This window comes from Fodinibius salicampi, from assembly GCF_039545095.1.
Classification (GTDB): Bacteria; Bacteroidota; Rhodothermia; order Balneolales; family Balneolaceae; genus Fodinibius; species Fodinibius salicampi.
Genome location: NZ_BAABRS010000001.1, coordinates 1,270,007 through 1,296,002 on the forward strand (window position 1 = coordinate 1,270,007; position 25,996 = coordinate 1,296,002).

Below are 25,996 nucleotides of genomic sequence, written 5' to 3' on the forward strand. Positions count from 1 at the left end.
GCTCTACATTCGTTTAACTGTTTCCAGCCATCCATTAGCCATAAGCTGAGAGCCCGCGAGTGTCGGGTGCACACCGTCACCGGTCCAGTAAGTAGGTTCTACATTTTGTGATGCTTTATCAAAAATAGACTGGTAAGGAATAAAAGCCGCTTCAAAATCCTGGGCTATCTCTTTCGCTACTGCCTGATAATTCCTGAAATCAGGCAGCCAATCCTCTTCTTCCACGGCAGATCCTTCCAGGACAACAAAGGGCTCCCCAATCACCAAGTTAACATCCGGGAGTTGTTCTTTGGTACGTTGAAGCAGTGATCGAAAATCTTGCTCGTATGTCTCAACGGTACCCTCATAATCATTAAGCGTATGCCAATAGTCATTCACTCCAATGAGAATGCTCAATAGATCAGGTTCAATATCAAGCGCATCTTCTTTCCAGCGATCAGCCAGTTGAAACACCTTATTGCCACTTATTCCGCGATTATAACTTTGGGGGTCCCGTTCTGCCAGCTTGTGCCGCAGATGTGCTGTAGCAAGCATTGCATATCCTGATCCTAATCCGCTATTTGCATTTTTTTCGCCTTTATTTCTTCCCGCATCGGTTATAGAATCACCCTGAAAGAGAATTGTAGCATCCTCTGGTATAACCGGAAAGTCATCTCCCGATTTCCGTCTTTCTTGCGCCGGAGTTAGTGCCAGCCCGGCTGCCCCAAGAGCGGCCGCAGTAATAGTTTGAAGAAAATTTCGCCGCGTATAATCCATAACTCACCTATAAATAATTAAGCTGATATTGTTTCTGAGGAATATTTATCCAAAAATTCTTTCACTTTCAACACATTCTCTTGCGAACCTATAAAAATAGGAGTTCGCTGATGTATAGCCTCCGGCTCTATTTCCAAAATACGTCCTTTTCCATCAATAGCCAGTCCGCCGGCCTGTTCAATAATTAAGCTTAGCGGATTACATTCATACATCAGCCGAAGTTTTCCGTTAGGGTACTGGCTGCTGTTCGGATAAATAAAAATACCGCCGGTTTTAAGCGTTCGATGAACATCCGCTACCATGGAACCGATATATCTTGCTTTGTAGGGGCGGCTCGTTTCTTTATCCTCCACCTGACAATATTTAATATACTGCTTCAGTCCTTTATCCCATGAGTGGTAGCTGCCCTCGTTAACACTATAAATGGTCCCTTTATCAGGGATTTTAACGTCATCCTCCGATAAGATAAATTCTCCTATACTTGGATCGAGTGTAAATACAGATACCCCCATGCCCGTGGTATAAGTCAGCAGCGTACTCGAACCATAAAGCACATAGCCTGCTGCTACCTGCTTAAGTCCAGGTTGGAGGGCTTCATCGGCAGAAAGCTGATTCGAGCCGGGTTTTTCACGCATATAAATAGAAAAAATACTACCAATAGACACATTTACATCAATATTTGATGAACCATCCAAGGGGTCAAGATATACGATATATTTACCTCCGGCATTATCCAGCTCAACAATACCATCATTTTCTTCCGATATAACCATGCAGGTAATTTCAGCACGGTTGAGCGCAGAAATCATTTGCTCATCAGCAAAAAGATCCAGTTTTTTTACGGATTCACCGTGAATATTCTTGCTGCCGTCTTCTCCTAATATATTGGTAATACCTGCTTTATTTACTTCTCTGGATATGATTTTAGCTGCCAGTCCAATATCCCTAAGTAATTGCGACAAGTCGCCGGTAGCCCCGGGGAACTTATTCTGGGCCTGAATAATATATTCTTCGAGCGTAATTACTCGCTTCTTATTTCTATCTACCATAGTTTTCTCCCCTTTAATTATTGGCTGATTTATATTTATTAGAGGTATAAGCTATACTTTTAAAAGAACAATAAAACTAAGAGCCTCTTTGACTTATCATAGTCACTTAAATAAAATTAAGCTAGCAAGAAAGAGTCTTATGAATGCAAAAACTTATTAAATACAACTTCAGCTTTCTTTTTCAAATCCTCAAGTGTCCCCTCATTTCGAATCACAATATCAGCCTGGCTCACAGCATTCTCAAAGTTTCGCTGCTTATTCATCCGGCTCTTTACCTGTTTTTCGCTGGCTTCATCGCGTTCTTTGACCCACTGGAGCCGGCGCTTCTCATCGGCCAATACTAACACCAGGTAATCAAACAGATCCAGGTGATCACTCTCCAGTAACAAGGCGGCCTCGTAAACGCCTACCTTATAGCCTTTTTCCGCTGCCTCCTTCATCCGTTCGCGTACCGCAGCAGGCAACCTGGGATGAATAATCGCATTCAGCTCATCCACCCGCCCCTTTTCAAAGGCTTCTTCCGAGAGAAATTTCCTATTAAGCTCTCCTTCAGCCGTATATGATTCAGGACCAAAAGCAGCCTTTATTTCCGAGCGAATTTCATCGTTATCGACCATCAGCTGCTTGGCAAATTCATCGGCATTAAGGATATAAGCTCCCTCCTTTTTCCAAACATCACAAACGGTAGATTTTCCGCTGCCTATCCCTCCCGTAATGCCGACAATAACCATTATTCCGTCTTTTCAGTTGCTGAGATAGAAAGGAGGTATTCATTGATAAATTCATCAATCTCCCCATCCATTACATCTTCAACACTAGAAGTTTCATGGTCGGTACGATGATCTTTAACCATATTATAGGGATGAAAGACGTAGGACCGAATTTGTGACCCCCACTCAATTTTGCTTTTGGAATCTTCGAGCTTCTGCTTTTCCCGCTCCTTGATCTGCTTTTCCAGCTCGTAAATTTTGGATCGCAACAATACCATTGCTTTCTCACGGTTCTGATGCTGAGAACGCTCTTGCTGACATTCAGCCACCACCTGTTCTTCCGTTCCATCCGAAAGCTGACCTTCCCAAATCAAGCGAACGCCGGTCTCAACTTTATTAACATTCTGTCCCCCGGCCCCGCTGGCATGGAAACGTTGCAGTTCCACATCACTCTCATCAACATCAATTTCAATGGTATCGTCAATGACCGGAGATACAAATACAGAACAGAAAGAGGTATGACGCCTGGAATTACTATCAAATGGTGAAATACGTACCAACCGGTGTACTCCACTTTCGGCTTTTAAATAACCATATGCGTATTCGCCGCTAACTTCTATAGTAGCACTTTTAAGCCCGGCAACATCTCCATCCTGATATTCGATCACTGAAATATCAAATTCGTTTTTCTTGGCCCATCGGGTATACATGCGGTACAGCATCTCAGCCCAGTCCTGGCTTTCAGTACCACCGGCACCCGGATTAAAGGTCAATATCGCATCACGATGATCATCTTCGCCCCTGAGCATATTTTTGAGTTCAAGAACCTCTAGCTTCCGTTCCAGCTTGCGGGCTTCCTGCTCAAGTTCATCAGATACATCTTCTCCCTCTTCAAGAAACTCCTGGTAAACCCGGATACTATCCCGAAGCTCATCCAGTTCATCCCATTGGGCTACCATGCCTTTTTCATGATCCAGCCTTTTCATAATCCGGCGAGCTTCATCGGGGTCGTTCCAGAAGTTAGGATCCTGGGTCTGTTCCTGCAGCTCTATGATATTTACTTTTCTCTGCTCATAGTCAAAGATACCCCCTGAGCGCATCCACGCGCTCAAATAGTTCATTCAGATAATCGGCATTGATGGTTGTAGTACTCACGAAATTATTCTTTAAAAGATTAAAGGATGGCTAGTTCAAAACTCAATGATTGTAATGTAAAAACTACCTGTTGCTCAGCTTCCCCAAGATGAATCCGAGTGCAAGTCCGCCGGCAAAAGCAAAAAGCACTCCCTCTTCGGGATGTGACCGTACATAGCGTCGGGCTTCGCGATAGTCGTGATCAACCGCTTCGCGCACGGAATCGCGCTCTTGTTTAAGCTGATCAATCAGTTTCTCATAGCTGCGGATATGCTGTTTCTTTTGCTCTTCCGTTGTTTCTTCACCATTCGATTCGTTGTGTTCCTTATCCTGTGCCATGACTCTAATAATTTGATTAATAACTCTTTTAAAAGATACAAATTTCAACCGGGATTACAGAGAGGATTTCTCTCATTCAGCCACATTCTTAACATATAAGTTACGATTTGTTCACATCTATTACACATAGAAAATATATTTTAATAGCGTATGAATGTATTATCAGATATAGTAGAAAAACTGCGGGACCAACTGTTTAAGTCAGTGGTGTCCAACAACCTGGTATACAATACTTGTTGGGAAGATCCACGACTCGACCGGGAGATGTTACAGCTTGATGATCAAAGCAAAGTAGTGATGCTTACCAGCGCCGGCTGCAATGCCCTGGATTACCTGATCGACAATCCCAAGCATATTTTTTGCATCGATAAAAATCCGGTACAAAATGCTCTGCTCCAACTAAAGCAAGCACTGATTAAAAAAGGAAATCCATCACTGTTATGGTCTTTCTTTGGGTGTGGGGAAATAGAAGGAGCGGAAATGATTTATAATCAGGATCTTCGAAAATACCTGTCTCCCCGTGCCCAGACATACTGGGATGACCATATACACTACTTTTCCCCATATTCAAGTGAATCCTCTTTCTATTTCAGGGGTACCTCCGGAAAGTTTGCCCTGCTGATGCGTAACAGCATTAGAAAAAAAGGACTTTATGGCGATATAAAACATCTCCTTAATGCCCAAACGCTCGAGGAACAAGCCTACTATTTCAATGAGATTGAACCTTTGCTCTGGAATGGCTTTCAGCGCTGGCTTCTCAGCCGCAATGCGGTGCTGTCAATGATTGGAGTCCCTTCTACACAGCGCCAGATTATTGAACAAGAATATTCGGAAGGAATTCTCCACTATATCCGTAAATCACTGCGGAAGGTCTTTACCGAAATCCCCATACAAGACAATTATTTCTGGCGGGTGTACCTAACCGGTTCTTATACTTCGGACTGTTGCCCCAATTATTTAAAGGAAGAATACTTTGACACTCTTCAGTCACGTGTTAATCGTATTGAAATCCATACTTCAACTTTATCGGAGTTTTTAAAACGAAATCCCGGTACCTACTCACACTTTGTACTACTCGATCACCAGGATTGGATGATTGGTCAAAATCCCGAACTACTTGCCAGAGAATGGGAATATATTCTCCGAAATGCTGTAGCCGGCACACGAATCCTGTTTCGCTCTGTTGCGCCAGAAGCCGATTTCATTCCCTCTTTCGCCAGAAAAAAACTCAACTTTGCCTGCTCACTTACCGAAAACTTACATTTTCAGGACCGAGTAGGAACTTATGAAAGTACTCATTTAGCTATCGTACAATGAGAAACTCCACTCCATCTCATACCGATTCCAAAATCAAAAACTATTACCGGTTTCATTCCCATATATATGATATAACCCGGTGGAGTTTCCTCTTCGGCCGGACCTCTTTAATCACCATGATTCCGGATCTTCCGCCTCAACCCCGCATTTTAGAAATCGGATGTGGGACCGGCAAAAACATAGAACAGCTGGAGTATCATTTTCCCGATGCTGTTATTGTTGGAATGGATATGTCAACTGAAATGCTCAGAAAAGCCAGGAATCGCCTTCAACCCTCCGAAAATATCCGCCTTGTAAACAATCCGTATGGGAGAGTCTCACTCAATCTGGATCAATTTGATCTCATCCTGCTTTCCTATTCATTAACCATGTTCCAAGCACCGGTTGACGATATTTTTAACCACCTACACCAGGATTTAAAACCGGGCGGATATCTAGCCGTTGTCGATTTTCATACCAGCCGTTTCCCATGGTTTCGGCAATGGATGGAAATAAATCATGTCAATTTTGACGGGCATTTTTTGCCGCTGCTCAAAAAGTATTTTATCCCTTCACAAATTAAAACACATCGTGCCTATTTGGGGTTGTGGACTTACTTCCAATTTATTGGCCGGCAGGTTTATAAACTTTAGCACTGAGAAAAAGAGAGAACTTTCTTATCTTCGCGTTCTATGGAAAAAATAGAAAACCAGATCTCCGAAATAAAAGAAGAACTGCAGGAATCCCCCGAGGATGCGGATTTATTTAATGAACTCGGGATCGGCTATCAAATGCTGGGAGAATATGAGCAGGCGGTTAAAGCCTATCAACAAGCTCTTCAAAAAGATCAGAATCACTTTAAGGCTCATTTTAATCTGGCCAATACTTTTTTTGAGTTGAATAAAATCGATCAGGCGGTTAATCATTATTTGGATGCCCTTGAAATACGTCCCGATTATGTTCCTGCCCTTAATAACCTGGCGGATATATATGAAATCGCCGATGAAGACGAACGAGCCCGAGAACTCTTCGAATATATCACCAAAATCAAGCCTGACGATGCGATGGGCTATTTCAATCTCGCCAATCATCATCTGCGGGCAAATAATACAGTAGAAGCGGGACGCTGTTACAAAAAAGCGATAGAACTGGATCCGGAATTTCATGAGGCATACAATAATATCGGACTGATGCTAAAGCACATCGGTCAATATGAAAAAGCGATTTCGTACTTCGATCAATGCCTTGAAATTGCCCCCGATTACGAACCGGCACAGGAAGACCTCAAAGCCTGCCAGGAAGCGTTAAAAAAGTCCTGACCACAGTCGTCTTTGGAACACTTTCATCGATTCCTTTCTATAAGCATAATATCATTTGTAATTAAACCAGGAGTCATATGAAAATTGTTACCAAACTATCCATACTTCTTATCACGTTATTTTGTATTAGTTCAATGGCTCATGCCCAAGACCGACCTGGTGAGGGTTCCGTTGGGCTGTCAGCCTCAATCCAGCACAGCCAGACAAACTTGCAGATTCCCATTTGGCTGACGGATAATGTTACCATCGCCCCTGTATTTGGGATAAGTCACCAGGAAGATGCTTTTACTTCTTTAAATGTGGGAGTTGCTCCTCGTTTTTACCAAGATCTGGGAAATGATTTCGGCAGCTATATCGGTGCGCGAGGTATTATTCAGCACACTTCGAATGACGTAAACGACAACGATGAAACCGATATCCTGCTGGGCGCTACGGGAGGAGGCGAATATTTTCTCGATCATCATTTCAGTTTAGGCGTAGAAGGACAACTAAACTTTTTTATAAACGACGGAGGTGGTAGCTCGCTATCTACCGGAGCTGCAGTAATTGGAACCTATTATTTTTAGTAACAATACTTAAACGATACTTAAGCCGCTTCCTCATAGAGGGAGCGGCCTTTTTATTTATCGGAATTTTACCTAAGATAAGCTTTAATAGTTACTTAATTGATGTAATCAACGGCATGGAAAGAGTTATTGGATTCGGGGGTATTTTCTTTAAGGCAGATAATCCTAAGGCGTTGAGCCAGTGGTATAAAAAACACCTGGGAGTTCCTATTGATGAAACATATGGGGGCTATACCTTCGACTGGAAAAATGATAGCCTGCGCCCCAAAAAAGGATATACGATCTGGAGTCCATTCAAAAGTGATACCGACTACCTTAATCCGAGTGATAAGGAGTTTATGTTCAACTTTATAGTAGCGGATTTACCTAAACTTTTACAGGTGTTAAAAGAGGAAGGTATCAATCAGGTCGGGGAGATGGAAGATACCGAATTTGGCAGGTTTGCGTGGATCATGGATCCTGAAGGCAATAAAATTGAGTTGTGGGAACCTGCTGATCAGTAATTCTAAACGCAAAAATTTAATTATTAAAATAATATAACCTTATCTATGCAATTCTTTAGCCGAAAACTTATTAAACCGCAGGATTTAAATGCATCCGGAACACTCTTTGGTGGAACTGTATTAAGCTGGATTGATGAAGAAGCAGCAATTTTTGTCACTTGCCAACTTAATAAAGGAAATATCGTTACAAAGTATATGACGGAAATAAATTTTGTCAGCTCGGCCGGACTCGGCGATATTATTGAAATTGGGATGGAAACGGTCTCATTTGGCAGAACCTCCATTACCGTCCGTTGTGTAGTCCGAAATAAGTTTAGTAAGGAAACCATTATAAAAATAGACAAAATTGTGTTTGTAAACCTTGACGACGATGGACGACCTGCTCCCCACAATGTAACAGAACCACAAAATTAACTTTCCTGATAAATTATTGATGAAAGATCCCAATAGGTTTACATTGTTAACAGGATATCGTTTTTTCAAATACCTTTATATTTCACCCTAACTCCCGCATAATTTATGGATTATACATATATAGAGCCTGATAAAATATCGGAAATGCTTTTCGATGAGTCGGAATATGTCATTGAATTCTGTGAGGCCGGCGTGCTCTCTTTTACTGAGTTTAAAGACAATTTCCATAACCATCTTCTGGATCGCAATATGAAGCAACTGCGGGAAGCCGGCCACAAGATCAAGCCGGGTGCTAAAATGATGGGGGCTGATGAAGTGGTGGATAATTATGAAAAGGCCAAAGTAAGGCTGGAAGAAGATGCTCCAGATGAAGAACTCAAAGAATTAGTTGATACAATGGATTCAATATGTGCAACAATCATTGATGAGCTTGAGCATTTAGCCCAGAATCCAGAGTAAACCAATTTGGGGAATAACCGGAGATTCACGGGAGGACAAAACAGACTCTTTTCTTAATTAATTACTAAAGCAAAAACAGATGGAAATATTAGTTACCGGGGGGGCAGGATATATCGGCAGCCATACCGTTCTTGAGCTGTTAAAGGAAGGACACAATGTTATTGTAGTCGACAACCTAAATAACAGCAAGGAAGAAGCACTTGAACGGGTAGAGGATATTGCCGGGCGTTCGGTCACTTTCTATAAAACCGACCTGCTTGACAAAGCCGAGCTTGATGATATTTTCAATCAACATCAAATAGATTCCGTAATCCACTTTGCGGGTTATAAAGCCGTGGGCGAATCTGTTAAGAAACCACTCTCCTATTATCATAACAACATCACCGGCACTCTCATGCTCTGTGAAGCGATGCAGAAATATGGCGTTTATAATTTGGTATTTAGTTCTTCAGCAACCGTTTATGGAGATCCGGATGAAGTTCCTATAAAAGAAGATGCCCCCCTTACAACAACCAATCCCTACGGCCGGACCAAATTATTTATCGAAAAGATATTAAGAGATCTCCATATTGCCAATGACAGCTGGAATATTGCTTTATTGCGCTACTTTAATCCGGTTGGCGCTCATGAAAGCGGCAAAATAGGCGAAGATCCCAATGATATTCCCAATAATCTTATGCCTTTTATTACCCAGGTAGCGGTGGGCAAGCTCGATTATCTTTCTGTATTTGGCAATGACTATCCGACCCATGACGGCACCGGGGTACGGGATTATATCCATGTTGTGGATTTGGCAATCGGACATCTAAAGGCTCTCCAAAAACTTGAAGAGAATCCGGGAGTAGTTGCCTACAATTTGGGCACCGGACAAGGATACAGCGTGCTGGATGTAGTAAAGGCTTTTGAAAAGGCATCTGGACAAGAAATCCCATATAAAATTACGGATCGCCGTCCCGGCGATGCCGCTACCTGCTATTCCGATCCTTCCAAAGCGGAAAAAGAACTAAACTGGAAAGCGGAACGCGACCTATTAACAATGTGTGAGGACTCCTGGCGGTGGCAGTCCCAAAATCCCACTGGTTACTGAGCAACTTGCAGGTCGAAGGTTTAAATGTTGAAGGTTGAAAGTTTTGTTAACATCCAACGAGTAACATTCAACTTTTAACCTTCCTATCTTTCCACTCCCTGATGCCCAAAACAACTGACACACTGATCACTGTTGTACTTTTCACTGCAGACTGATCACTGTAGTCACTGCTTAATAAAGGTCGTCCGATCCACGCCTGTATTCCCCGTTCTTGGATCATAACCGTATACCAAAATTTGGTATGGCCCGTTTTCTTCCGGTGCAAAGGAAGCTTCGAAAGTGTTCTGCTTTCCAGCAAACTCCATCCGCTTTCGTTCGACTTCTTCTCCTCCTTTTTCAATGACAGCCACAAATTCCATCTCATCGCTGTCCCACAAACCACCCGGTTCAATGGGACATCCACACATCATAACTGCATTAGCAGTAATGGTTACCGTTTCATTGGGATTGCGCTCATGGGCCTGGGGCTGAAGTATATCTATGGAAAAGCCGGGAATCTCAAGAACAATACCATCTCCGGTAATGTCTTTACCCGGAATCAACCACAGTTCTGTGCTCGTCGTAACTGACGATTGCCTCTGAGATTTCGGTGCCGTAGCAGATACTTTCACCAATGTGGGCTCGGATAGATCCAGCTGGGCTTCGAACTTTGCAGCTCCTTCGGTATGTAAATCTCCATACCGCTTGTGCGGCTCCCGCACCAGACGTTGGGTATCTCCCGTTGTACCTTCGGTCTTCCCTTCCGCAAGAATAACTCCCGAATCTGCCTCTTCAATGAGTATCGAAGCGCCATCCATGGAAGTGCCTATAAATTTAGCATCTTTAGCTATGGCCCGTACGACCACTGTTGTGGACTGCTGGGACAAACTAGTTGCTGTTACACATCCGACAAGCAAAAAAAACAGAAAACTGGTTTTAATCTTCATGACATTTATTTTTATAAATTAAGATATGTTATCCTGAGTTTGATGTAAAAATCAACAAAAAGGCTCGAAAAATCCCTCCTTGAGGAGGGGCACTATCCACCAATAAGTGGATAGGTCGGGAGGTGTTTCCTTGGTAAAGCCCCCCCTCCTTCCGCTCGGAAAATCACCGAGAGGACTCCCTAAAGGGGAGATTACATTATCCTTATTCTTATATCGAGTTCACATTAAGTTAACTAAATTATTACCTAAACTACTTGCCACATCATGTAAATGGCAGCTGCACCAACAGCAAAGAGGAGAATAACAACAAAATAGGCTTCGAAGGTGCTGCTTCCTCCCTTTTTAAGTGCGTTGACCAGTCCAGCCAATGGAACTTTCCATAACCAAATAAGGACTAATATTCCGATGACAACTGCTGCCAAAATCATTACCATGAGAATGGGTACCCATAAATTCTATCGTTAATTTAACATATCAAATATAATAAACAGCTAATACGTAACCGACCTGCTATCACAGACAACATACTACGTTTTGTTCTTTTCTTCGATCCATTTTGACATGTACCTGGTACTGGCGGCAGTATGATGCATTAACATGCTGCCTGTAAAATTTTGTCTGCGATGGCTCTCCAAACCTTCCTTGATTCTGTTTAGCCTGGTAATAAACTGTTCTTCAAAATTATTTTTAGAGAACCGCTTGTTAATAATGTTTACTCCATATTTTTGAGCTTTTTGCCATTTCTCCCGGTTGGTATAAAGTTCCACCGAGCTATCTACGAAATTCTCTGGGTTGTTTTCAACAGCGCCAGGCCAATTTAAATTTCCCTGTAATCCCTCTGCACCTATATCAGTAGTAACCGAAGGCGTTCCGCATTCCATTCCTTCAACTAATTTACCTTTTAAACCTGCTCCAAAACGAAGAGGAGCCAGCATTACTTTTGCTTTGCCTACCACTTTTTTTGCATCTTCCGCTCTGCCTTTAATGTGGAAGCCCTCCTCTGGCTGGTGAAGCTGCTGAACTTTCTGAGAAGGATATGCACCATAAATATGCAATTCTGCTTTGGGAAGGGATGATCGAATTAAAGGCCATATATCTTTTTTCAAGTACTGCACCGCATCCCAGTTAGGGGGATGCCTAAAATTACCGATGGTAACAAAGTGCCGGCGCTCACTGAAATCCAGCCAGTTATTTTGCTGCTTTTTATCAATCGGCTCTATCAAAAAAGGCAAATAATGAAGTAAAGATGGATCGACCCTGAATACCTTCTGTAATACCTCCATTTCATATTCTGAAATGATTAACGAGAGATCACACCTGTAAATACTGGCCGCCTCCCGTTTCGCTACATCCGCCTGCAACAGCTCTTCAGTATTAAAAGAACGTCCGTCCCTGATAGCTTTTTTTCGTACTCGTCGGAGGCAGTGCAGGTCTTCACTATCCAGTATTCGCATCGCTTGCGGACAGTTTTCTGCAACCCGCCATCCGAACTGTTCCTCAGTGGTAAACCGATCAAAAAGCACAACCTCCGGTCGCAAACCTCTTATAAACTCATCAAATGAGGAATCGTTAAGTTTAACGGGCTGTTCATTAATTCCTTTTTGTTCCAGGTCAACGCTGTAATTACTCTTATCTGCTGTTGAAGCAAAAGTTATTTCATAGTTCTGCTTTTGAAACAGGGACAGGATTTCCATCATCCGCCGACCAGCTGCAGAAGAATCGGGTTCGGGCCATACCGAACCGATTACTAAAAGTGAAGGATCTGTCATGTTGCTCCTGTTTAATACTTCTGTATGTCATGCAAACATACCATATTATTGGGTTGTCATCATCTATATTCCTGATTATTTAGCACATCAAAATTAGCTATTTAAAATTGCATTCCAACCCCTTAGATCTTATTCTTCAGAGACCCACAGAATGTTTAGCAATGATCAGGAATTAGCAAAATGGATTTACAAATAGAAGGTACAGTAAAAAAAATACTGGAAGAACAATCAGGATCAGGAAAAAATGGTCCCTGGCGTAAACGCGACTTCATTTTAGAAACCGGGGGACAGTACCCCAAAGAGGTTTGCATTACCCAATGGGGGGATAATATTGACAAAGCTGATCTGGAGGAAGGTGAAGAGATTGTTGCTTATATAGATATCCAAAGCCGGGAATATAAAGGCAATTGGTACACGGATGTGAAAGCCTGGAAAATTGAAAAAGGCGATCAAATAACAGATCAGTCAGCCGGACAGGATTCGGTGCCCGTTATAAATCTTTCGGCGGAAGATGAAGACGAAGAGCCACCCTTTTAAGAAATTCAGCTTTTGTTTTAAGAGTATATTCACCTCCCGCTTTTTTATAAATGATGGTTGTAGATGTAGACTATTATATCTTATATTTGCTCTTTGTTGAAATGAAGCCTGAGTGGCGGAATTGGTAGACGCGCCGGATTCAAAATCCGGTGGCCATTGCGGTCGTGGGGGTTCGAGTCCCCCCTCAGGTACTTTACGCTATAAGTTATTATCTTTAAATGACTTATAGTCTTTTTTATTTGATATTATGCTTGATTCCTCTTCCCTCCTTTATATATACCAAACATAATACGTTTTTTGTGTTTAAGCGGTATTTTTACCAAACTACCTCCTTGCAACATAATATCATTATGCCTCAGGCTTGTTGATATAAGTTATAGTATTGGATTAGTACAAATGAGTAATGGCAAAGTACTTCACTTCAGCGGTCAGCGCATGCAGAACAAAGATTCTCTAAAAACCGTGGTTGAGGTTTTTAATCCACGGGGCGACTTGTCGGAACGGGCTCCTTTGATGAGATAGCCATAGACAGCAACCTTTTAGTATTTGAATCCAATAATCCTGCCATCTGGATGGATGAAAAAGACCGGTTCTATTTTGTTGATGACGACGATGTGCCGGTGGTAAAAGTAGGTACGATTGAGGGCATATAATCTAAACTGATTCCCTGTATTATTTTAGGTGGATGTATTGCGATTTTGTTGGTCCGTATCTTGCAGGAGCGTATGCAATGCGGCCCTATATCATTATCCCCCCGCCCAAAACGGCTGCCGGGAAGTACCCTCTGGTTATAGATAAATTTCTCTACGGCTGATATGGTCCCGTTACTTCTATTCTATCCCCGGAATCATCTACCTCAAAAAGATGAGGTATTCGGATGTAGCGCCCATCTACACTTTTGTGGCTGTGAGCCGACATTAGCAGTTTTCCTTCAAACGTTCGAAAAAGCATGCCATGCCCGAAATTTGGCGGAGTGATCAGCTCCTCTTGGTGTACCCATGGACCGTCCAGCGTACCACTCTCCGAATATGCAACACCCTGTACATAGTCATCAAACGCCCAGCTTGTCCATATCATCCCCAACTTTCCGGTTTGCGTTTCGAACAGCCAGGGGCCATCGGTAACCTTGTTGGGAATCACATTTCCGTCTTCATCCCGCTCCTTACTCCAGGGAGAATCAGATGCCCGAAACAAGACTTCTCCTTCCCCCACAGTGCCGGATAGATCAGGTTTCAATTGAATCTTTTCCATAGTCCCGTTCCAGTTAATCAACCATTCTTCGCAATAAACCATATACGGTTTGCCATCCTCACCGACCCAAAACGTGCCGTCTAATGTGGGAATATCCGGCGGCAAATAGGTATCGTCTTCCATGGGAACATATGGACCGTCAGGCTGGTCACTCACCAACACATGACTGGAACGCCGATTAATGGCATTGCCCTTTACGGTATCGATCACCACATCCCTGTTGGTGAATGTGGCAAAGTAATAATACTTTCCCTGGTATTGATGTAATTCGGCGGCCCATATCATTGGATCAGGCCCCATCCATGATTCAGGATCGGTCTCTACAACCTTAAAAGGACCCGTCCACGTACGCAGATTCTCGCTTTCCCATAGTAAGCCACCCGTTCCGGTCATGTAGTAGGTTTGCGTTTTTTCATCAGCAAGAATGGCGGGATCGCTAAGTCTGATAGAGTCTAAGGGGACATCTTCTCTTACTTCGGGTACCCATCCTTGAGCAAAGACTGTAGAAAAATTCAGGATTAATATCAGTGCAAAAAGAATGATTCTCATAGTATTATGATGTATGTTCAATTTCCAATGTTCAATATTTGTCCACTACCAGTAGCGGAACCCGGAATTGACCGGCATGACTCATCGGTACAACCTAAATAATTTTGGAGCTTATGCAATTTAAAATATGATAAAATCTTGTGATATCTTGCTATGATACCTATAACTTTTTTATTAATGAGTTTAGGAATTGGCTTTAAACAACCTGTCAGCGTCCACAGGACCTGAAAGCGTTGTCTTAAAGATGCTGACAGGAATCAACATCCATTGATACGCTGTCAGGTCCAGTTTTTTTCTTAATCCCTAAAAGCGTTATTATTAGTTATTTACAATATATACCACACCACAAGAGTATCCGAATATTACATTCATCATAAAAATTAATAAAAGACTTATGAAACAATTTAAACATCACAAGAAGTGTAGTTACACTATTTTTTTAGTCATACTCTGGATCGGATCAGGCTTTTTAAATTTAGCCTTTGCTCAAGGTAACTCACGTACTATAGAGGATGGGGGTACAGGATCCTACAAAGCGTTAATGATATCGGAAAAGACCTTACCCACCCATACGGTATTTCGGCCCGAAAAACTGAGTGCTTTCGGGAATGGAAAAAAGTTGCCCGTCATAGCCTGGGGAAACGGTGCGTGTAACAATTCTCCCTGGGAGCATGTCAATTTTTTGAATGAAGTAGCATCCCACGGGTTTTTGGTTATAGCGATTGGACCTATGCCAGAAGAAGGAGAAAAGAAGAGGGAGCTGTCAAAATCCTCTTTGTTAACGGATGCCATAGACTGGGCCATTGCACAAAACAGTGACAAGAACAGTCCCTATCACAACAAAATTGATACGGAGAACATCGCCGTTAGCGGGATGTCATGCGGGGGACTTCAGGCCCTCGAAGTAGCCCCGGATAAACGTATTACAACGGTTGGGGTATTCAATAGCGGCATCTTGCCAAGCCCTGATAGCGGCATGGAAGGCATGCCTTCCCTTTCAAAGGATCAACTAGATAAACTGCACTCCCCTACGCTCTATATGCTAGGCGGTGAATCTGATATTGCCTATGACAATGGCATGGATGACTTCAGACGGATCAATCATGTGCCGGTGTTCATGGCCAACATGGATGTCGGACACGGGGGGACTTATGCCGAGCCTCACGGGGGTGAATTTGCCAGGGTTGCCACTGCCTGGTACCAATGGCAGTTAAAGGGTGATGAAAAAGCTGGCAAACTGTTTACCGGCTCTCCCAGCGGCCTCTCTGAATCTCCCCACTGGACCGTCCAAAAGAAGAATATTGATTAGAGTGGTGAGCGGGAAGAACTTAAGTTGTGCTTCTTTCTATCTCGGAGAGGTCTGGATGGAAAAGCAATAACAAAAAAGGGACCGCCACAGATGCGGCGGTTCCTGATGTTAAATATTCTGCTATTATACTCGTTAAAATGCGCTGCTATTTAGAGATCAGAAAGAAACTCGGTAATCTCCTCTACGGTTCGCCTTAATTCGTCGTGGTGCAGGTTGTGGCCGGCTCCATCGATATGCACAAGCTCACCGTGCTGCATCACGCTGACCGCTTCTTTGTGAGTTTCACGTGCCTGCGAGGGAGCATCTGCCTTCAGGATCAGTGCGGGTACTGCAATCTCCGCAAGCGAATTCCCCGTCTGCATGGTGCCTGACATCGCCTGCCACTTCTGGCTGCTGTAGGCACCGTGATACTGCTTTTTAGAAAGTGCCCAATAGTGGCAATCCATCATCGCCCACTTGCTGTTCTGACGCTGGCATAACGCCACCAGGTCTTCGAAGCTGTAGTTGTTCTGGGCTACCAGCGATTCGGGCGTACCAAACATGCTTACAGAAAGTTGATCCGGGTTCTGCGGGGGCCTAGGCGGTGCTTCACGCTCTTCAGCTTCTTCAGTCTCCCGGTCTTCTTCCTGTTCCTGGTCCTCGTCTTCATTCTGTTGACCGGGACCTCTTCCCAGACCGGGATCAAGCATGATTATGGCTTCTGCCAGCTCGGGATACTCAGCTCCTACCCTCATGACTGTCGCAGCGCCCATCGAATGCCCCATCAGGATTGGCTTCTCAAATCCCATCTTCTCCACAAACGCCACCACATCTTCCACCAAGGTATCACCGTCGTCTGAAGTCGTGAAAGGATCCGAAAGGCCGTGGCCACGGGTATCAACCATAAAAATATTGTACGACTCCTGTAGCTCCCACGTCAGTGTGCTCCAACAGAGACCGTTATCCGTAACGCCATGAAACATTACGATCACCGGTTTTTCCGGTGCCGGAACGGCCTGGTAGTAGTGCATGCGAATTCCGTTCGCGTACACGTAGCCATCCGACCATCCCGCTGGCTTGTCGGGCAGCTGTGCCGTTGCCAATGATGGCAGCATGAGTAGGAAACATAGCAATTGAAGATAGTTGAAGAATGATTCCCTTTTATTCATAGTATTTATTCCTACGTTAGTTCTGTTTTAATGATTTTGGTTATATAAGCGTAAAGTATTTTCGTTAATAAACAGTTAGTCAATAAAGTGTTTACCAGTTGGCGATTTGTTTTAATTCTGCAATCCATATTTTTACAGGTAAACACGTTTAATCAATATTTATGCGTATCTCTGTCCATTTGTTGTAGAGTTTTTAAAGAGAGCGCACCTCTTCTACCTGATTAAAAATTCCTTATTGTTCCGGATTCAGGTGCTTGGCAAAGAACTCCTCCAGTGCGGGTTCGGTAACGTCAAGCTGTTCATTATAGGCTACGCCATGCCCGCCTTCCAATTCCATATATTTGATATCTGCACCTGCACCCTTCATCTTATCCACAAAGTCTTTAGTCAGTTCAGGGCGCACAACCGAGTCTTCAGTGCCCTGGATGAGAAACAGCGGTGGATGGTCACCTGCTATATACCCGATGGGCCACCATTCCTCTTTTGCCCTCGGCATATCGCGACCTAATTCTGTGGGAGGTGAACCGGCGGCTGCTACATTAACCATACTGGAATATTCGTTCCAGCCTTCCCCCTCCAGACCGGCTGATTCAGGAGCCATTGCCAGCATCATGGCTAAGTGTGCACCTGCCGAATGACCATAAGCCCCGATACGGTCAGGATCTACCTGGTACTTGTCGGCGTGGGCGCGCAGCCAGCGAACCGCAGTCTTAACATCTTCAATACAGGCCGGAAACTTGGCTTCATCCAGCAGACGATAGTTGATATTAATAGTGACATATCCTTGCTGAGCATAGTCAACCATCATCTTCTGGTAGACATCCACCGACTTTGATCCCGCTCTCCAGCCGCCGCCGTGGACGATCACCAGAGCCGGGCGCAGCCCACTTCCGATATTAGCCGGCATCGCCAGATCGAGCTTCCAGGCGTCACTTCCACCCTCCTTATAGCGGATATCTTTGGTTACCGTAATTGTTTTGTGGTCTGTATCGATCACCCTGTTAACCGGCTCTTCAAAAGACTGTCCCATACTAATGCCAGTGACGGCAACAACGGAAAACATCGTCAATACCAGAGATACAGTGGCTCTTTTCATAAATGCTAGTCTGGCTAGTTTCATTATATTTAGTGATTTAATTTCAAATTATTCTTCTATAGAAGCTAAAGTATGCACTACTCCGGGGCATCATCTTCTCCCGTCTTCCCGCGCTTGTACCTGTCAAACACGTTAATGACCGGACGTACATTGCAATCTTCGTCAAAGTAATCACTTCCACATCGACTGGCAGGCTCCCACCAAAAGACGCCTTTAATCTTGCGGCTGGAAACATTTAACAACGTTTCATTTACATCCTCCAAAAAGGCCTTGCGCGCCCCCCCAGCTATATCTTCAGGATAAGGTGCGTTATGATCTTCATATTCGTGAGGACGATAACCGGTTTCTACAAGCACGATATCCTTGTCATAATTCTCGACCAGCGAAAGCAGATTTTCACGAAGCTGCAGCAAGTTGCCGTGCCACCATGGGTAATACGAAAGCCCGATAATGTCGTAAGGAATGTTGTAGGAGTTGAACTTGTCGTAATACTGTTTTGCCCCGTCTGTATCAGCCCCGTTATCGTAATGAAGCATAATCAATGGTCGTGGTGCTTGTCCCCGACCGGCGTCTACTCCATCCACACCCGCTTTAAACAGGGCAGCAAAATTATCCCAGTTCTCCGGCAGTTTGCCCAGTGGCCACATCATGCCATTCCTCACTTCATTACCGATCTGTACCATCTCCGGCATTACGCCCGCCTCGCGAAATGCCTCAATTGTATTCTTGGTATACTGGTAGACCGAATCAATCAGCACTTCAACATTGGTCGTATCCCAGGCGGCGGGAATATACTGCTTGCCGGGATCAGCCCATGTGTCGGAATAGTGATAGTCGAGCAGGAATTTGAATCCGTGCTCTTGGGCTTCCTTGGCCAGATCAATGGTGTATTCCAGATCGTTTGGCAGCCGGTCGGGGGAATGAAACAGCCTGAGACGAATCCAGTTATACCCGTGATCACTGAAGATCTCCAGTCCCGGCTTTACCTCCCCATTCTCCTTGAATTCCACGCCCCCGTCTTCGGCCGATTTCAGGAATGAGAGGTCGGCGCCCACAGCGTAGTTAATATCAACAGATGAGACAGAGTCAGGTTGCTGAGCAATTGTATCCTCACAGGCAAGAGTTGTTATGAGAATCACGGCAAATAAAAAGAACCAGCATTTTGAAAATTTCATATGTGAAAATTATTGATTTGTTTTAGTGATTTTATCTAATCAATTTAGTCAGTCTACTACCTAAGCTTCCAATTACGTTACTTAATTCATTCCAGCCAAGCCTCTTCTACCTGGAAGCCATACCGTTCCCCCCCTCATAATCAGGGTTTTCAGAGGTATCAATCAGGAAAGGTGAAACTTTCCAATCTCTCAATACGACTGATACACATGATCAAAAACCTCATCTTCATCCAGAGTATCAGTCCAAACCCCTAACACATTTTCTTCTTCCGCTATATCATGCGCCTCCTTAATGGTTTCCGGAGAACCCATCAGTTCTAACAGTCTGTACGTCATATAACAATTTTGTTGAATATCATTTTTTCAAGGGTACAAAGGATTCCTTGAATAAAAAAGTCGGGATTTCTTTTTTTGATGATGATTTGTCTCTCAAGCGATAAGTTGGTAACAAGGATTGATGCAAAGGAATTAATTGAATACGTAGGTAAGTCTGCTAGCTGGCAGATTGACATTTTCCTTTTTGAAGGGGGTTAGCTATAAATAATGGATTAATTTTATCAGAACTTTATTTTTTCAGATATTTTTTTATATCCATAATTAAGTCTGATGTGATTAGAACAGATTTTTTTATAAATCAAGTTATTTTAATATTAATAGTATAATATGATTCTTGAAGCTTTTTTCTTACTGGGAGCCATTCATGGATTTATCTTGGCACTCATCCTATCACAAAAAAAGGTAAATCGTCTGCCAAACAAGCTGCTGGCACTACTAATGATAGTCTTTTCGATCGATCTGGGGATGGCAGCTTTTCATAGCTTTGGACTGCATACGGCATATCCTGATTTTATCGGGATCGACTACCCCATCACATTGCTTTATGGGCCTCTTCTTTATCTCTATGTAAAAACAATGAAAGATGGCTGTTCTACCATTAAGCGATACGATTATCTACATTTTGTACCCTTTATCATTTTACTGATTTATATGATCCCGTTTTACACTGGGACGTCCACTGCAAAGTTAGCATTTATTACTAGTCCTCAAGAACTATCCCACACATTTGGCTTTGGATTTATTAATCACCTCAAAGTTCTCCATGGATTAACCTATGCGGGGTGTCTCATTTTTATGCTCCTGTCTTACCGCAAGAAGCTAAAAGACTCTTTTTCTTCCATTGAAAAAGTGAACCTGAACTGGCTGCAAAATTTCGTGATTGCCTCCATTGTATTAGCTGCCATTGCCGGAGGAATACACTTTACCAACTTTTCTAATACGACTTTGATGGGATTGGGAGAGAGTGTCTATAGCAACATTACCCTGCTGTCGGTTACCATTTTTGTATATGGTATCGGATATATGGGCTTATACCAGGCGGAAGTTTTTACAGAATCAAAACCAGCAGAAAACAGCAATCACACACCACAAGAACAATATCAGAAATCCGGCCTAACTCAAGAGGAGGCCGAGCGCTATGCTAAGGAAATACGAAAAGTAATGGAGGAGCAGAAACTATATCAGGACAGCGATTTAAAACTAGCCGATTTGGCAAAGGAGTTTTCAATTTCTTCCCATAATCTGACGGAAATTCTTAACCAGTATATGGGACAAAATTTCTATGATTTCGTTAATCACTATCGCGTCAAAGAAGTGAAACAGAAGCTGAAAGATCCCGGCTCCAAAAACAAAACGCTACTGGCGTTGGCTCTTGATGCCGGATTCAACTCCAAATCTTCATTCAATTCCGTATTCAAAAAGCAGACGGGAATGACCCCTTCCCAATTTAGAAAGAATCATTCTATACCAGGATAAAGTATGCCGAAAATGATGTCCAATCCCACTGGCAAAGACGAATAAGAGCTTTCAAAGCCTTTTTTTGCCTGCAGAATATTAAATATCAATTCAAAATATTTTCTGCAGGATGTACACCCGATTTGCTACAGTTGTTTTCTTTTTCCTCTTTGCATTTGCTATTCAAGATATACAGGCTCAAACCTGGACCATCAGGGGAACGGTAACCGATGCATTGACCGACGAACCTCTGCCTGGTGCAAATGTTACAATTCCCGGCACCAATCCTCTTATTGGAACGGCCACGAACCAGGATGGAGAGTTTGAACTGATAAATGTACCGCTGGGTAGACATGATATTAAAGTGAGCTTTCTCGGATACAAACCGGTGATCAGAACGGGCGTACTTGTAAGCTCTGGTAAAGAAACGGTCCTTCATTTTGAGCTTGAGGAACAGGTATTCGAAGGAGAGGAAATTACGGTATCACCAGAAGTTGACAAGGCAGAACCTTTAAATGATATGGCCTATGCCAGCTCTCGCTCGTTTACGGTGGAAGAAACCCGCAGATATGCCGGCGGACTTGATGATCCCAGTCGTATGGCAACCGCTTTTGCAGGGGTATCGTCCGGCGGAGGCATCCAACAAAATGCTTTGGTAATCAGGGGGAATGCACCCAAAAATGTGCAGTGGCGCTTACAGGGAGTTGAAATTCCCAATCCCAATCACTTTGCCGGACTATCGGTCGCTGGTGGCGGTGGTCTTACCCTGTTCAGTGGACAACTTCTGGCTGATTCAGACTTTTTGACTAGCGCATTCCCGGCCCAGTACGGCAATGCCCTGGCGGGCGTATTTGATATAAACTTCCGATCAGGTAATACCAATCAGCGAGAGCATGCCGCCCAGATCGGTATCAATGGTCTGGAGTTTGCTTCGGAAGGGCCGTTTTCAGGAAAAAGTAACTCTACCTATCTTTTTAATTACCGCTATTCCACCTTGGCATTGCTGATGCCCATTTTGCCTACCGAGGGAGGCATTCAGTACCAAGATCTTTCATTTAAAATGGATTTCCGGACCTCAAATGCAGGGCGTTTTGAGTTCTGGGGTATTGGCGGCTGGGATGGGCAGCAAATGGATCCTACCATGGATAAAAGCGAGTGGGAGTATGAGCTTTGGGATCGCATCAAGTACGATATGAAAATGGGGGTCGGAGCCACAGGTTTGTCTCATAATATAGCTGTGGGGCAGAACAGCACTATTAAGACATCACTGGCAGCAACTGTAAATCATACCGACTGGCAGCAACAGCGGCTTAATCAAAATGTTGAGCTTGAACCTAATTTATCTATTAAAAATACAACTGGACGGCTTACAGCGCGATCTCTGCTCGATCATCGTTTTAACAAGCGTCATCTGAACCGTACGGGATTCAGTATCCAGCACCTGTACTACAACATGGGTGTTGGGATTGCTCCCGATGATCAGCCACCGTTATCCACATATATTGACGGTGTGGGCAACAGTCAATTGATTCAGGCATTCACTCAATCCCGCTTAAACTTGTCACCGGATATAACATTACAGACCGGTCTCCATTCGCAGTGGTTCACGCTCAATGATGAGATTACCATAGAGCCCCGGGCAGGCGTCGAATGGCAGCTAACCGATAAATCTAGCCTGAATATGGGATATGGGCTGCATAGTCAGCTCGAAGATTTGCGAATCTATTTTGTGCAACCTGATGCAGGGTATCCCAATAAATCACTCAAGATGGCCAAAGCCCATCATTTTGTACTGGGATATGATCTGAAGTTCAACCAAAATACCAGGCTGAAAGTCGAAGCTTATAATCAGGAGCTTTATGACGTACCGGTTATCGCCGACAGATCGTTTTCCATGCTTAATTTCATGCAGGACTGGACTTTCAATGATCCACTGGTCAACAGTGGACGGGGGCGTAATTACGGCTTGGAAATTACCTTGGAACGATTTCTGGATGACGGCTACTACTACCTGCTTACAGGTACTATCTATAACTCTCGTTACAAAGGCGGTGGCGGAGAATGGCGAAACACGCGATTCGATCAAGACTTTGCCTTTAATCTGCTGGGTGGAAAAGAGTTCATGTGGAAAGATGGTCAACGCGTGCTGGGCGTAAATGGCCGATTGAGTTATATGGGAGGAGAACGGTACAGTCCTATTGACAGTAAAGCATCACGTAACAGAGAAGAAGTCGAATTTATAGAACAACGTGCTTTCGAAAAGCAATTTCCCAACCGTCTTATTGCTGACCTGACAGTGACCTACCGCATCAATCGTAACGACTATGCCTCAGTGTGGGCCCTACAAGTCAAAAATGTACTTATGGAAAAAGATTTGTCCCACGATTATAACTTTCAAACCAACCAAGTTGATCTGGTCAAAGAGGGGACTCCGCTACCATTTTTTAGCTATAAGATAGAATTCTAAATGTTGTGTTCGTTTATAGCTAACGACATTCCATGTTTAAAACACTTAGTATTGACTGGTATTTTTGATTAGCAGATATTCCTTCAAACAGAAGGTTGGTGGCGGGCAGGGAACCAGTTAGACGACATTGAGCCATAAAGCTCGGGCAGAATGATTGCCCTGCCCCTTGCCACCACCGTGTAACCACCGGCAGCCACAGCAGGCTATAAACACGAATGCCTAAGAGGGACAGCGAGCCCGTGCGCGGGATTGGGAAATAGGCTGGCGGCCGGTTAGAGATCTGGGATAGTAGCTCTCCTGGAGCTGCAGTCTCTGTCCATTGATGGAGAATAAGCCCGAAAAGGGGTTTGGATGCCAGTAGGTAATCCGAACGTGATCACCGACACCGGTTGCCAGCTAAAGGTTTGAACCAAGGATTTATTGGAATAATACGATACTAAGGTAGGTGAGGACTATCTGCTTGACATTTTCCTTTTTGGCGGGTTAGGCATACAACTCTGTTTATAACTTATTAGCAACTGTCTCAATCTTTTCCTCTAATCCAGTCCATTTTACAGGAGTCCATTTATCCAAGGCTTTTGATAAAACCATAGATTTTCGTTTTGATTTTAGATCTTTTGCAGGAATGACTAAAAATTTCCATTGTCGCGGATCAACTTGGTCAGCGTTTTCTTTATCTGATTCAAGGTGAAGGCAAAAGACAAACAATTCGCAGAAATAGCCTTCGTCTTCGATTTTTACTCCCGGATTATCTCTCTCGAAATAGCTTGGTGGATTAGATTTCCATCCGAAGACCAGTGTTGGGGATTTAGTTTTACCCCAAATTTGGCGAAGTGCAATATTCTTTACTTGTATTCTAATTCTGTTTGAGCCTGAGCCATACTGTAAATCCCAAGGATGCCATCCCAAACCGACAAAATTCCATTCATCTCCCAACGCCATCATAACAAGTGCTTCAGCGACATCACCACGGTGTGAATTATTTAAAATCCGTGTTGAATACATCGACTCTATAACTGTACTAAGAACATCTTCTCGATCAGGTATTTTTTTATCGCCACTCATTGGGATAAACTTGCGTATTGATTATAAATTCGCTGTATGCCTAACGGCGTGGCGGTTAACGGGCGGAGCGGCCTACTCTACTGATTGACTGCCAACGTATTACCGTCCCGTTGAAGCGCTTGTTAGCTTCTGGAGATCTTAAGCACTGGTTCAAATCTCAGATTATTACCTTTGCAAGAATCGTTTGTAACATTCATTGCCGTTTTTTGAAAAGGTCATAACCGATACCAGTAATCATGCTTATAATTAACGTGATAACGGCAAAACCAAAACTGTTTAAAAAAATAGATTCCAAAGCCGGTGAACCAAAGTAGTAGGCGGCTATAACATGCCCTACAATAAGAAAAATTCCATTGATAACAGTGAGAGCAAATATCCAAGGCCACAGTTTTGAAAACAGAGATAACAAGCTTTCAGTTGTATGCTTTCGCCACCAATCATAGGATGAGTTAATACCCGATGCTGAAATACCAGCTAATATAGCAAGTGTTGGTGGGCCCACTCCGCCGCCAGAAAGTAACATTGCAACTGAAAGCAACATTAATACCACCCCACTACGTTTATTATTTAGAAATGCTACGGACCACACAATTAATACACCTGAAATAATCAGTGTCACAATTCCTGCAATAAGAAAACTTTGAAAGATCGTTATAGCAGGATCCCCTCCAAGGTACATAGCAATCGGACCTTGATCCCAAGAATTAATATAGAACCCATCAATCATAATATTTCCCTGGAGCACTTCACCTATTCCGTGAATCAGCCCCCCGAGACCACCAAGAACACCAAAGCTTGATGCGATTGCTTTCGCGGCAGAATTGTATTTTTGATGACTTTCCAATTTTATAAATAATCCTCAAATCTCGTAGCTAACCTTTAATTATATAAAGGTGCGTATTTGATAATGTATTATCTTACATACGATAATACTCTGAAAAATCCCATTTAAATACAAATAACGTATTATCTGGTGATATTATCGCACATAGCATTGCGATAATAGGTTGATATAACATTCACATCTGCCGCCTGGGACCAATTGATTTAGAGGGATACCATCTCTTTAATAGCTATTTCAACCTGAAGATAGAAGATCCATTCCGGATACTTCAGTAACCGTAGCCAGAGGTCAATAACCTCATCTTCTGAAAGTTGCCCCCGAAGATATTTCGTGATGTCTCTTGAAAGTATTTTATTTTGATCCAACAGTACAGTAGTTAATTGCTGTTTTTATAGTAAGTACCTTTTGGGAAGCAATCCTTACAAAAAATCTTAAGA

General features: G+C 43.3%; 30 protein-coding genes and 1 tRNA gene. 14 read left to right on the top strand and 17 right to left on the bottom strand.

What is annotated here, in order from left to right; genetic code table 11:
• Positions 1–3: 3 nt before the first annotated feature.
• The 5 genes from ABEB05_RS05190 to ABEB05_RS05210 all read right to left on the bottom strand — a co-directional run bounded on the left by ABEB05_RS05190 (position 4) and on the right by ABEB05_RS05210 (position 3,988).
• Positions 4–756 carry an SGNH/GDSL hydrolase family protein gene (locus tag ABEB05_RS05190; RefSeq protein WP_265788141.1) on the bottom strand — a complete coding sequence of 251 codons (753 nt, stop codon included), beginning with the start codon at positions 754–756 and terminating at the stop codon, positions 4–6.
• Between the two features lie 17 nt (positions 757–773).
• A complete protein-coding gene (fbp, locus tag ABEB05_RS05195) occupies positions 774–1,805 on the bottom strand; it encodes a class 1 fructose-bisphosphatase (RefSeq protein WP_265788143.1) in 1,032 nt (343 codons plus the stop codon).
• Positions 1,806–1,942: 137 nt separating this feature from the next.
• Positions 1,943–2,536 (bottom strand): dephospho-CoA kinase, encoded by a 594-nt coding sequence (coaE, locus tag ABEB05_RS05200; protein WP_265788145.1) that lies wholly within the window; start codon positions 2,534–2,536, stop codon positions 1,943–1,945.
• A protein-coding gene (gene prfB / locus ABEB05_RS05205) for a peptide chain release factor 2 (protein ID WP_265789037.1) occupies positions 2,536–3,655 on the bottom strand; the annotation gives its coding sequence in 2 pieces (ribosomal slippage) (positions 2,536–3,594 and positions 3,596–3,655; 1,119 coding nt in all). Before prfB ends, coaE begins: the two co-directional genes overlap by 1 nt.
• 78 nt (positions 3,656–3,733) lie before the next feature.
• Positions 3,734–3,988, bottom strand: coding sequence for a hypothetical protein (locus ABEB05_RS05210; protein ID WP_265788146.1), 255 nt, complete (start codon positions 3,986–3,988; stop codon positions 3,734–3,736).
• A 150-nt stretch (positions 3,989–4,138) separates the two neighbouring features.
• On the opposite strand from ABEB05_RS05210, the gene ABEB05_RS05215 reads away from it, so the two are divergent.
• The 8 genes from ABEB05_RS05215 (at position 4,139) to galE (ending at position 9,632) form a co-directional block, all read left to right on the top strand.
• A complete protein-coding gene (locus tag ABEB05_RS05215) occupies positions 4,139–5,305 on the top strand; it encodes a BtaA family protein (RefSeq protein WP_265788148.1) in 1,167 nt (388 codons plus the stop codon).
• Positions 5,302–5,937, top strand: coding sequence for a class I SAM-dependent methyltransferase (locus ABEB05_RS05220; RefSeq protein WP_265788150.1), 636 nt, complete (start codon positions 5,302–5,304; stop codon positions 5,935–5,937). The genes ABEB05_RS05215 and ABEB05_RS05220 overlap by 4 nt, the downstream gene beginning before the upstream one ends.
• A gap of 39 nt (positions 5,938–5,976) precedes the next feature.
• On the top strand, positions 5,977–6,603 hold the full coding sequence (locus tag ABEB05_RS05225; RefSeq protein WP_265788152.1) for a tetratricopeptide repeat protein: 627 nt from the start codon (positions 5,977–5,979) through the stop codon (positions 6,601–6,603).
• Between the two features lie 77 nt (positions 6,604–6,680).
• Positions 6,681–7,169, top strand: a complete 489-nt coding sequence (locus ABEB05_RS05230; RefSeq protein WP_265788154.1) for a hypothetical protein — start codon at positions 6,681–6,683, stop codon at positions 7,167–7,169.
• A gap of 116 nt (positions 7,170–7,285) precedes the next feature.
• Positions 7,286–7,672, top strand: a complete 387-nt coding sequence (locus ABEB05_RS05235) for a VOC family protein (protein ID WP_265788156.1) — start codon at positions 7,286–7,288, stop codon at positions 7,670–7,672.
• A gap of 45 nt (positions 7,673–7,717) precedes the next feature.
• Entirely contained in the window at positions 7,718–8,086 is a 369-nt protein-coding gene (locus ABEB05_RS05240; protein WP_265788158.1) for an acyl-CoA thioesterase, read from the top strand.
• Between the two features lie 105 nt (positions 8,087–8,191).
• Complete coding sequence (locus tag ABEB05_RS05245) at positions 8,192–8,545, top strand: taurine dioxygenase (RefSeq protein WP_265788159.1); 354 nt, start codon at positions 8,192–8,194, stop codon at positions 8,543–8,545.
• Positions 8,546–8,624: 79 nt separating this feature from the next.
• A complete protein-coding gene (galE, locus tag ABEB05_RS05250) occupies positions 8,625–9,632 on the top strand; it encodes a UDP-glucose 4-epimerase GalE (protein ID WP_265788161.1) in 1,008 nt (335 codons plus the stop codon).
• A gap of 164 nt (positions 9,633–9,796) precedes the next feature.
• On the opposite strand, the gene ABEB05_RS05255 is transcribed toward galE, so the two are convergent.
• The 3 genes from ABEB05_RS05255 to ABEB05_RS05265 form a co-directional block, all read right to left on the bottom strand.
• Complete coding sequence (locus ABEB05_RS05255; RefSeq protein ID WP_265788163.1) at positions 9,797–10,558, bottom strand: hypothetical protein; 762 nt, start codon at positions 10,556–10,558, stop codon at positions 9,797–9,799.
• A gap of 245 nt (positions 10,559–10,803) precedes the next feature.
• Positions 10,804–10,926 carry a hypothetical protein gene (locus ABEB05_RS05260; RefSeq protein WP_265788165.1) on the bottom strand — a complete coding sequence of 41 codons (123 nt, stop codon included), beginning with the start codon at positions 10,924–10,926 and terminating at the stop codon, positions 10,804–10,806.
• Positions 10,927–11,085: 159 nt separating this feature from the next.
• A complete protein-coding gene (locus ABEB05_RS05265) occupies positions 11,086–12,327 on the bottom strand; it encodes a glycosyltransferase (RefSeq protein ID WP_265788167.1) in 1,242 nt (413 codons plus the stop codon).
• 180 nt (positions 12,328–12,507) lie between these two features.
• Here ABEB05_RS05265 and ABEB05_RS05270 point away from each other — a divergent pair, with 180 nt between their 5' ends.
• From ABEB05_RS05270 to ABEB05_RS05280, 3 genes are all read left to right on the top strand, one after another.
• Positions 12,508–12,864 carry a DUF3127 domain-containing protein gene (locus ABEB05_RS05270; RefSeq protein ID WP_265788169.1) on the top strand — a complete coding sequence of 119 codons (357 nt, stop codon included), beginning with the start codon at positions 12,508–12,510 and terminating at the stop codon, positions 12,862–12,864.
• 106 nt (positions 12,865–12,970) lie between these two features.
• Positions 12,971–13,055 (top strand) — tRNA-Leu (locus ABEB05_RS05275).
• A 205-nt stretch (positions 13,056–13,260) separates the two neighbouring features.
• Positions 13,261–13,386 (top strand): hypothetical protein, encoded by a 126-nt coding sequence (locus ABEB05_RS05280; protein WP_265788171.1) that lies wholly within the window; start codon positions 13,261–13,263, stop codon positions 13,384–13,386.
• Between the two features lie 282 nt (positions 13,387–13,668).
• Here the strand turns inward: ABEB05_RS05280 and ABEB05_RS05285 are convergent, their stop codons facing one another.
• A complete protein-coding gene (locus ABEB05_RS05285) occupies positions 13,669–14,658 on the bottom strand; it encodes a glycoside hydrolase family 43 protein (RefSeq protein WP_425558400.1) in 990 nt (329 codons plus the stop codon).
• Between the two features lie 400 nt (positions 14,659–15,058).
• On the opposite strand from ABEB05_RS05285, the gene ABEB05_RS05290 reads away from it, so the two are divergent.
• Entirely contained in the window at positions 15,059–15,973 is a 915-nt protein-coding gene (locus ABEB05_RS05290; protein WP_265788175.1) for a poly(ethylene terephthalate) hydrolase family protein, read from the top strand.
• A gap of 149 nt (positions 15,974–16,122) precedes the next feature.
• Here the strand turns inward: ABEB05_RS05290 and ABEB05_RS05295 are convergent, their stop codons facing one another.
• From ABEB05_RS05295 to ABEB05_RS05315, 5 genes are all read right to left on the bottom strand, one after another.
• A complete protein-coding gene (locus ABEB05_RS05295; RefSeq protein ID WP_265788177.1) occupies positions 16,123–16,935 on the bottom strand; it encodes an alpha/beta fold hydrolase in 813 nt (270 codons plus the stop codon).
• Positions 16,913–17,080 (bottom strand): hypothetical protein, encoded by a 168-nt coding sequence (locus tag ABEB05_RS05300; RefSeq protein ID WP_265788179.1) that lies wholly within the window; start codon positions 17,078–17,080, stop codon positions 16,913–16,915. Before ABEB05_RS05300 ends, ABEB05_RS05295 begins: the two co-directional genes overlap by 23 nt.
• Positions 17,081–17,353: 273 nt before the next feature.
• The gene (locus ABEB05_RS05305; protein WP_265788181.1) at positions 17,354–18,217 is read right to left on the bottom strand and encodes an alpha/beta hydrolase; all 864 of its coding nucleotides are present in this window, start codon (positions 18,215–18,217) and stop codon (positions 17,354–17,356) included.
• A 77-nt stretch (positions 18,218–18,294) separates the two neighbouring features.
• Positions 18,295–19,392 (bottom strand): glycoside hydrolase family 53 protein, encoded by a 1,098-nt coding sequence (locus tag ABEB05_RS05310; protein ID WP_265788183.1) that lies wholly within the window; start codon positions 19,390–19,392, stop codon positions 18,295–18,297.
• Positions 19,393–19,581: 189 nt separating this feature from the next.
• On the bottom strand, positions 19,582–19,728 hold the full coding sequence (locus ABEB05_RS05315) for a hypothetical protein (protein ID WP_265788185.1): 147 nt from the start codon (positions 19,726–19,728) through the stop codon (positions 19,582–19,584).
• A gap of 327 nt (positions 19,729–20,055) precedes the next feature.
• Between ABEB05_RS05315 and ABEB05_RS05320 the strand changes: the two genes are divergently transcribed.
• On the top strand, positions 20,056–21,204 hold the full coding sequence (locus ABEB05_RS05320) for a helix-turn-helix domain-containing protein (RefSeq protein WP_265788187.1): 1,149 nt from the start codon (positions 20,056–20,058) through the stop codon (positions 21,202–21,204).
• Between the two features lie 109 nt (positions 21,205–21,313).
• Complete coding sequence (locus ABEB05_RS05325; RefSeq protein ID WP_265788188.1) at positions 21,314–23,650, top strand: TonB-dependent receptor; 2,337 nt, start codon at positions 21,314–21,316, stop codon at positions 23,648–23,650.
• 501 nt (positions 23,651–24,151) lie between these two features.
• Here the strand turns inward: ABEB05_RS05325 and ABEB05_RS05330 are convergent.
• The 3 genes from ABEB05_RS05330 to ABEB05_RS05340 form a co-directional block, all read right to left on the bottom strand.
• Entirely contained in the window at positions 24,152–24,715 is a 564-nt protein-coding gene (locus ABEB05_RS05330; protein ID WP_265788190.1) for a hypothetical protein, read from the bottom strand.
• A 193-nt stretch (positions 24,716–24,908) separates the two neighbouring features.
• A complete protein-coding gene (locus ABEB05_RS05335; RefSeq protein ID WP_265788192.1) occupies positions 24,909–25,559 on the bottom strand; it encodes a hypothetical protein in 651 nt (216 codons plus the stop codon).
• A 203-nt stretch (positions 25,560–25,762) separates the two neighbouring features.
• The gene (locus ABEB05_RS05340) at positions 25,763–25,924 is read right to left on the bottom strand and encodes a hypothetical protein (RefSeq protein WP_265788194.1); all 162 of its coding nucleotides are present in this window, start codon (positions 25,922–25,924) and stop codon (positions 25,763–25,765) included.
• Positions 25,925–25,996 lie beyond the last annotated feature (72 nt).